The 8,770-nt window shown below is 69.4% G+C and carries 5 protein-coding genes; 4 read left to right on the top strand and 1 reads right to left on the bottom strand.

Annotation, left to right across the window (positions count from 1 at the left end; translation table 11 throughout):
* Nucleotides 1-241: 241 nt before the first annotated feature.
* A complete protein-coding gene (xseA, locus tag EX88_RS0120225) occupies nt 242-1,603 on the bottom strand; it encodes an exodeoxyribonuclease VII large subunit (RefSeq protein WP_031373794.1) in 1,362 nt (453 codons plus the stop codon).
* A 207-nt stretch (nt 1,604-1,810) separates the two neighbouring features.
* Between xseA and ispG the strand changes: the two genes are divergently transcribed.
* The 4 genes from ispG to EX88_RS0120205 all read left to right on the top strand — a co-directional run bounded on the left by ispG (nt 1,811) and on the right by EX88_RS0120205 (nt 8,768).
* Nucleotides 1,811-3,082 (top strand): flavodoxin-dependent (E)-4-hydroxy-3-methylbut-2-enyl-diphosphate synthase, encoded by a 1,272-nt coding sequence (gene ispG, locus EX88_RS0120220; RefSeq protein WP_036149614.1) that lies wholly within the window; start codon nt 1,811-1,813, stop codon nt 3,080-3,082.
* Nucleotides 3,057-3,794: a phosphatase PAP2 family protein gene (locus tag EX88_RS0120215; protein ID WP_081931285.1), complete on the top strand. Its 738-nt coding sequence runs from the start codon at nt 3,057-3,059 to the stop codon at nt 3,792-3,794. The genes ispG and EX88_RS0120215 overlap by 26 nt, the downstream gene beginning before the upstream one ends.
* 271 nt (nt 3,795-4,065) lie before the next feature.
* Entirely contained in the window at nt 4,066-7,356 is a 3,291-nt protein-coding gene (locus tag EX88_RS0120210; protein WP_081931283.1) for a S8 family serine peptidase, read from the top strand.
* 143 nt (nt 7,357-7,499) lie between these two features.
* Nucleotides 7,500-8,768, top strand: coding sequence for a YadA-like family protein (locus EX88_RS0120205; protein WP_235186370.1), 1,269 nt, complete (start codon nt 7,500-7,502; stop codon nt 8,766-8,768).
* Nucleotides 8,769-8,770 lie beyond the last annotated feature (2 nt).

Genomic DNA, 8,770 nt, shown 5'->3' with positions numbered 1-8,770 from the left:
CCTTGTCCTATCGAAAAACGCCGCACGTCCTGTGCGGCGCCCTCCGGGTCTCCAGGCGTTCTCGCAAGTTCGATACTGCGCCAAGCTCATGTGGCAACGGCAACGGCAACGGCAACGGCAACGGCAACCTGCTTCCGGGTAGGAGCGGCGCGAGCCGCGACCGTGATGATTCCGTTCGCACCGTCACCGGCCGCAGACTACGTAGAAACGCTACAGGCCGCGATCGGGTCGGGTGCTTCGGTTACCCGCGCTCGCCGTCGGCGCCGACCGGCGCTTCCACTACCAGGCGCAATTGTCCGTCGCTGACCCGCGCGTTGAGGCGGTCGCCGGGGGCGGCGTCGAGCACGCTGCGCACGACGCGGCCGTCTTCGTGTTGGACGATGGCATAGCCGCGGGCTACGGTGGCCAAGGGGCTGCAGGCTTCGAGCGAGCGCGCCAGGCCGCGCAGGCGCAGGGCGTCGCTGCGCAGGCGCCGGGCGATCGCCGCCTGCGGGCGGTGGGCGAGGGCGCTGAGGCGTTCGCGCAAGCGCGCGATGCGCCGCTGCGGTTGGTGCGCACGCAGCACGGCGTCGGCGTGGCGCAGGCGCGCGCGTTCGCGTTCGAGCTGGCGGCGCCAGGCCTGTTCGAGGCGGCGCAGCGCGTCCTGTTGACGGACGCGCAGGGCCGCCAGTCGCGCCTGCGGGCGCAAGGCGTTGAGGCGCAGGCCGGCGCGGTCGGCGCGTTGCATGGCCTGACGCAGGCGCTGCAATTGCAGATTGCGCAGCCGCGCCTCCAGCACGCGCACGCGGTGCAGCAGGTCTTCGCGCTGCGGCACCAGCAGCTCGGCCGCCACCGAAGGCGTCGGTGCGCGCACGTCGGCGGCGAAATCGGCGAGGGTGAAATCGGTCTCGTGGCCGATCGCCGAGACCACCGGCACTTCGGACGCGGCGATCGCGCGTGCCAGGCGTTCGTCGTTGAACGCCCACAGGTCCTCCAGCGAGCCGCCGCCGCGGGCCAGCACGATCACGTCGTAGCGTTGCGAGGCCAGGGCGCGTTGCAGCATGGCGACGATCTGCGCCGCCGCGGTATCGCCCTGCACCGGCACCGGCAACACCTCGGCTTCGACCAGTGGAAAACGCCGGGCCAATACGCTCAGCACGTCGCGTACCGCGGCGCCGCTCGGCGAGGTGATCACGGCGATGCGCGAGGGGAAGCGGGGCAGCTCGCGCTTGCGTTCGGCGTCGAACAGGCCTTCGGCGCTTAGCCGCGCCTTGAGTTCCTCGAACGCGCGCCGCAAGGCGCCTTCGCCTGCCTCTTCCATATGGTCGAGCACGAGCTGGTAGTCGCCGCGCGCTTCGTACAGGGTCAGCCGGCCGCGCGCCAACACCCGCAGGCCTTCGCGCGGGACGAACTTCAGCCAACTGCTCTTGGGCTTGAACATCGCGCAGCGGACCTGGGCGCGCGCGTCCTTCAGGGTCATGTACAGATGCCCGGAGGACGGCCGCGACAGGTTGCCGAGTTCGCCTTCGACCCAGATCAGCGGGAAGGTGTCCTCGAGCAGGTTGCGCGCCAGCGTATTGAGCTGGCTTGGCGTCAGGACGTGATCGGGGTCGCTGGGGGGCATGGAAGAGACTGGAGAGACGGCGGCAGGCGGGAGCGACGGCATGGCGCCGCAAGGGGCGCCGACGGGCACAGGCGCCGATAGTATCGCGATGGGCCGGCCCGGTCTCAGCGCCGGTCCGCGGCTTCGGCCCTTGCGCGGGGCCGTTCATCGAACCGCGCTTCACCTGCGCGACACGTAAGTCCGGCCCTCGGCGCTACAATGGCGGGCATGAATTCAGACCTCGTCCTGCCCTGCGCTCATTCCGGTTTTGGCCCCCTCCCGCGCCGTCTGACCCGTACGGTCAAGGTCGGCGGCGTCGAAGTCGGCGGCGGCGCCCCGGTGGTGGTGCAGTCGATGACCAACACCGATACCGCCGACGTGGCCTCGACCACCAAGCAGGTCGCCGAACTGTGGCGAGCGGGCTCGGAGATGGTGCGGGTGACCGTCAACACCGCTGAAGCGGCCGCGGCGGTGCCGCGCATCGTCGACAAGCTGGCGATGATGGGGATCGAGGTGCCGATCATCGGCGACTTCCACTACAACGGCCATCAGTTGATGACCGCCGAGCCGGCCTGCGCCGAGGCCCTGGCCAAGTACCGCATCAACCCGGGTAACGTCGGTTTCGGCAAGAAGAAGGACAGCCAGTTCGCCACTCTGATCGAGCTGGCGATCAAACACGGCAAGCCGGTGCGTATCGGCGCCAACTGGGGCTCGCTCGACCAGGCCCTGGCGGCGAAGCTGATGGACGAAAACCATGAGCGCGCCGAGCCCTGGGACGCCGGCCGCGTGTTGCGCGAGGCGCTGATCCGTTCGGCGCTGGACTCGGCCGCGCGTGCGGTCGAGCTCGGCCTGGCGGCCGAACGCATCGTCCTCAGCGCCAAGGTCAGCGGCGTGCAGGAACTGATCGCGGTGTATCGCGAACTCGCCAACCGCAGCAACCACGCCCTGCACCTGGGCCTGACCGAGGCCGGTATCGGCAGCAAGGGCATCGTCGCGTCCAGCGCCGCGCTCGGCGTGCTGCTGCAGGAAGGCATCGGCGACACCATCCGCATTTCGCTGACGCCCGAACCGGGCCAGGCCCGCAGCAACGAAGTCATCGTCGCCCAGGAACTGCTGCAGACCATGGGCCTGCGCGCGTTCACGCCGATGGTCACCGCCTGCCCGGGTTGCGGCCGCACCACCAGCACTTTCTTCCAGGAACTCGCGCAGAAGGTGCAGGAACACGTGCGCGCCAAAATGCCGGAGTGGAAGATCACCCATCCGGGCGCGGAAAACCTCACCCTGGCGGTGATGGGCTGCATCGTCAACGGCCCGGGCGAATCGCGTCACGCCAATATCGGCATTTCGCTGCCGGGCACGGGCGAAGCGCCGTCGGCGCCGGTGTTCGAAGACGGCCAGAAGACCGTGACCCTGCGCGGCGAGAACATCGCCACCGAATTCGTCGCCCTGATCGACACCTACGTCGAGCGCAATTATGGCGCCCGCGCCGCAGGCGTCTGAGTCCAGCGTCGCCGCCCGAGAGGGCGGCGACACCCTCCAGCAGGAAGCGCGCTTCGGCGCCGCGCTGCTGCGTCGACACGGCTGGCTGTTGCTGCTGGTCTTCATCGGTCTGCTGATGCCGCTGTGGGGCTTCGCCGAACTCGCCGACGAGATCCACGAGCAGGAAGCGATCGTCTTCGACGTACCCATCCTCGAATACGCCCACGGCCTGGCGCGCGAGGGCTACGACAAGTTCTTCGTGCTGATCTCCCGGATCGGCTACCTTCACGGCGTGGTGCCGTTCGACATCGCCCTGGTGGCCGCGCTCATCGCGCGCCGCCGTTTCCGCGAAGGCAGTTTCGCCGCGCTCGCCCTCGGTGGCTCGGCCCTGCTCAACATCGCCGCCAAGCAGTTCTTCGCCCGCGAGCGGCCGTCGCTGTGGGAGTCGATCGCGCCCGAGCACAACTACAGTTTCCCCAGCGGCCACGCGATGGGCTCGATGACGCTCGCGGCGACCTTGATCCTGTTGAGCTGGAACACGCGCTGGCGCTGGCCGGTGCTGGCGATCATGGCGGCCTTCGTGCCCCTGGTCGGTTTCTCGCGCCTCTACCTCGGCGTGCATTTCCCCTCCGACATCCTCGCCGGCTGGGCGGTCGCCACCGCCTGGGTGGTGGCGGTGTATCTGATCGTCTACCGCGGCGGGCAGTTGCGGCCGTGGCGCGCGGCTACCTGATTCCAAGCCCGCGGGCAAGGGTTTCGGCGGCCATCGTTCGGCCGGTTTCGCCAAGACTGGCAAGGTTATTCCACAAATAAAGTGTGACGCGGGTGGGGGGATCCCGTTCCGCCTGCGTTGTGACTTCAGGGGGAAGGAACAACGCAGCACCTGGGCCGTGTCCACGCCGGCGCCGCGACGGATCCACCTTCCCCTACACGAGTGCGCAATGCCGGTCGCGTTGGCCAGGCGTTGCGCTTAGCGCATGCGTCAGCAAAGAGGGGCTAGGGGAATGCGGAAAGTGATGAAGAGGACTTCCATTGCGGCGGCGATCGCCGCGGTTGCCGCCGTCGCGGGGGCGAGCGCGCTGATGTCGGGCCGCGATGCCGGCCCGAGCGGGCCGATCGGCGGCGCACCGCCGCCGTCGCTGCCGAGCGAGGCAGCGCTGGACGGTTATCAGCGCTATATCGTGGTTTACCGCGAGGCGCCGTTGGGCAGCTACAAGGGCGAAGTGCGCGGTTTGCCGGCGCCCAAGCGCCTGCCGAGCACGGTCGCCGGCAATGGACGCATCGACGTCCAAAGCGCGGCGGCGCGCGGCTACGTGCAGCATCTGGGCGATGTCCAGGCCCAGCACGAGCAGCGCATCCGCGGCCTGCTCGGACGCAGCCCGCGCATCGACTTCCGCATGCGCCACGCCCTCAACGGCATGGTCACCCAGCTCACCCCGCGCGAGGCCGATCGCCTCGCCCAACTCGACGAAGTGCGCTTCGTCGAGCCGTACAAGGAATACGAGCAGGCCACCGACGTCGGCCCTGCGCTGATCGGTGCGCCGGCGCTGTGGAACGCCGCTCCGACCGGGTTCCGTGGCGAGGGCATGGTGGTCGGCATCATCGACTCGGGCATCAACTTCGGCAGCCCGGCCTTCGCCGCGATCGACGACAGCGGCTATCGGCACGTCAACCCGCTCGGCGCCGGCACCTACCTGGGCAGTTGCGCCCCCGGCGGCGTCGACGAAGGCCGTTGCAACGACAAGTTGATCGGCGGTTACGATTTCGTCTGCAACGCGCCGGGCAACCAGTGCGGCGTGGCCGACATCCGCGAAGAGCCCGGCTTCGGCGACACCAACAGCCACGGCAGCCACGTCGCCTCGACCGCGGCCGGCAACGCCTGGACCGCGAGCTACCGCGGCCACAACATCCGCATTTCCGGCGTCGCGCCGCGCGCGAACATCATCGCCTACGACGCCTGCTACACCCAGATTTCTACCGGCCGCGGCCTGTGCCCGAACACCGCCACGGTGCGTTCGATCGACCAGGCCATCGCCGACGGCGTGGTCGACGTCATCAACTACTCCATCGGCGGCGGTTCCAATCCGTGGAGCGAAGCGACCTCGTTGTCGTTCCTCAACGCCACCGATGCCGGTATCTACGTTGCCGCCGCTGCGGGCAACGACGGCCCGGGGTCTTACAGTTCCGGCCACCTGGAACCATGGGTCGCCACCACCGCCGCTTCGCAGCACGGCCGCGGCACCTTCGCATGGGTGCTGTCGCTGTCCGGCCCGGGCAGCGTGCCCGACGACCTGCAGGCGATCGAACTGACCGAAGGCAGCGGCGGCACGCCGTTCACCGTCGCCATTCCGGCCAACACGCCGGTGCGCGTGAGCGCCGGCATCGATACCGCCAACGACGGTTGCGCCGCATTCCCGGCCAATACCTTCCAGAACTCGGTCGCGGTAGTCCGCCGCGGCACCTGCAACTTCAGCGACAAGGTCGCCAACGCCGCGGCCGCGGGTGCGGTGGCGGTGGTCATCGCCAACAACCAAGTTACGGGGCTGACCCCGACGGTGACCGGCGCGACCGTTCCGGCCTTCGTCGCCAGCCAGGCCGACAGCAACCTGCTGCGCGACTTCGCCAATGCCAACGCCAACACCAGCGTCGGCGCCATTCCGTTCCCGTCGGTGATCGTCAACAACACGCCCGACCAGCTCGCCGGTTTCAGCTCGCGCGGCCCGGCCGGCACCCTGGATGTGATCAAGCCCGAAATCACCGCGCCGGGTGTGGATATCCTGGCCGTCACCGCGGGCACGGCGATCAGCGGCAGCGAGAACCTGGTCGGCCTGATCAGCGGTACTTCGATGGCCTCGCCGCACCATGCCGGCGCCGCCGCGCTGGTGCGCCAGGCACGTCCGAACTGGACCGTGGCCGAGGTCAAGTCGGCGCTGATGATGACTGCCAAACAGGAAGTGCTGAAGGAGGACGGCGTCACTCAGGCCGATGCGCACGCGATGGGCGCCGGCCGCCTGCAACTGGAGCAAGCGATCCGCGCCGGTCTGGTGCTCAACGAGACCACCGCTAACTACCGTGCGGCCAATCCGGCCGGCGGCGGCGAGGTCTCGGCGCTGAACCTGGCCAGCATGGCCAAGTTCAGCTGCGCCGGTTCGTGCTCGTTCACCCGCACCTTCCGTAACGTGCTGTCGACCCGGCAGACCTGGACCGGCAAGGTGCAGGGCTTGAGCGCACTGGTCTCGCCCTCGCTGTTCACGCTCAATCCGGGCGAGAGCAAGACGGTCAAGATCACGGTCAGCACCAGTTCCTTGCCCTCGAACGGCAACTTCAACTTCGGCAAGTTGGTGCTGACGCCGTCCGGCGGCGACACCAGCCAACCGCTGTTGCGCCTGCCGATCGCGGTCGCGGTGCAACCGCCGCGTCTGGATGCCACTCCGGCCACCGCGCTGAGCCTCGCCCAAGGCAGCAGCGGCAACGTGACCTTCCGCCTCGGCAACATCGGCGGTTCCAACCTGGATTGGCAGATCGACAATACCGGCAGCGGTGGACGCACGCTGGTCGCGCAGTTGCCGAACAACGCCAATGGCCGCCGTTCCACTCGCTTTACCGACGCGGCCACGGTCGGCGCGCGCGCGCAGCTGTCGGCGGATGACTTCACCCTCAGCGATGCGACCGGTATCACCCGGATCGTCGCCGATGGTTTCGTCAACGGCGGTTCTCTGGCGACTTCGACCAACATCAACTGGTCGATCTTCCGCGACGTCGACGGCAACCCCGAAGGCAATCCGGAATCGACGCCGCAGTTGGCAGTGTGGAGCCACACCTCCACGGTGAACGGCGCCGGCGTGTCGACCTCGGGCTTCGCCACCATCAACCTCAACCTCGCCACCGCCGGTCAGAACGTCAATCTGCCGGCCGGTCGCTACTGGCTGGTGGTATCGGTGCGCGCGCCTTTGGCGACCGGTTGGTTCTGGTTCAACGCCACCAGCGGCGACAACATCTACCGCGGCGCGATCATTGTCCCCGACGGCAGCGGTGCCTGGACGGCGACGGCCGGTGCGCCCGGCATGGCCTATCAGCTGCAGGGCGCCAACGCCTGCGGCGCCACCTGGATCGGCGCGCCGTCGCGCGCGTTCGGCCGCCTCGCGGTCGGCGCCAACGTCGACACGCAGGTGCAGATCAGCGCCGCCGGCCTCGCGCCGGGCAGCTACTCCGGCTATGTCTGCGTGGCCAGCAACGATCCGTTGCGTCCCAAGGCGGCGCTGCGGGTGGCCCTGACGGTCACGCCCTCGCCGTGACGCTCCGGGTGCCGGACCCGCATTCGGGTCCGGCACCTCAAAACCCGGCGCGGCCGCTTGTGCGGTCCGCGTCGATGCCTCTTTCCACCGCCGCGCCGATGCACGGATCCGCGGCGGCGCACGACATCCTACTGGGGGACAGTTTGAACATTTCGCACAAGACTCTTCTCGCTGCCGCTCTTTCGCTGGCTTGCACAACCGTCTGGGCCGGCGAGCCCTGCGTGCTCGACGACGGCTTCGGCGGCACCACCACCGGCGGCGCCACCGCCGCCGGCGGCAGCGCCATCGCTTGCGGTCAGGGCGCCAGCGCCGACGGCGACTTCGCCGTGGCCACCGGCGCCGGCGCGACCGCCAGCGCGGTCGGCGCGGTTGCGGTCGGCGCGGGCACCACCGCCGCGGGCGACCAGAGCACCGCAGTCGGCACCGGCGCGACCGCTTCGGCCGCCAACAGCAGCGCGATCGGCGACAGCGCCACCGCGGCCGGCGAGTTCTCCACCGCGAGCGGCTCGGCCAGCACGGCCGGCGGACGCTTCTCCACCGCCAGCGGTGCCGGCAGTTCGGCCAGCGTCGACAACGCCACCGCGTTGGGCGCCAACAGCTCGGCGTCGGCCGTCGGCTCGGTCGCGCTCGGCAGCGATTCCATCGCCGACCGCGCCAACAGCGTGTCCTTCGGCGCCGCCGGCAGCGAGCGGCAATTGGTCAACGTCGCCGCCGCGACCCAGGACACCGATGCGGTGAACCTTTCGCAGCTCAACACCCTGAGCGGCGCCTTCGGCGGCGGCGCGAGCTTCGCCGGCGGCGTGTTCACGCCGCCGACCTATGTAATCCAGGGCGGCAACTACAACGACGTCGGCGCGGCCTTCTCCGCGGTCGACGGCCGTTTGACCGATCTCTACACGCGGGTCGGCGCCGGCGTGGCTTCGTCGGTGACCTATGACGACGCTTCGAAGGCACAGGTCACTCTGCAGGGCGGTGGCGGCACGCGCGTGTCCAACGTCGCCACCGGCACCGCGCCGACCGATGCGGCCAACGTCGCCCAGGTGCAGGCCGGCGATGCGCAGACGCTGCGCAGCGCCAACACCTACACCGATGCGCGCATGAACCAGATGCTGGCGGCGCCGACCGCGGCGATCAACGAACTGCGCGACGACATGAACTGGCGTTTCAACAAGCAGGACGAACGCATCGACAAGCTGGGCGCGATGACTTCGGCGATGGTGCAGATGTCGGCCAGCGCGGCCGGCCTGCGCACCCAGAACCGCATCGCGGTCGGCGCCGGTTTCCAGGGCGGCGAGCAGGCCTTGTCGATCGGCTATCAGCGCGCGATCAGCGACCGCGCCACGGTGACCGTCGGCGGTGCGTTCAGCGATTCGGAAAGCTCGGCGGGCGTGGGCGTCGGCTTCGGCTGGTAAGG

It is taken from the genome of Lysobacter antibioticus, from assembly GCF_000731095.1.
GTDB classification, from domain to species: domain Bacteria; phylum Pseudomonadota; class Gammaproteobacteria; order Xanthomonadales; family Xanthomonadaceae; genus Lysobacter; species Lysobacter antibioticus_B.
Note: the sequence above shows the minus strand (reverse complement) of the source record. Positions and strands in the feature narration are given on the sequence as shown.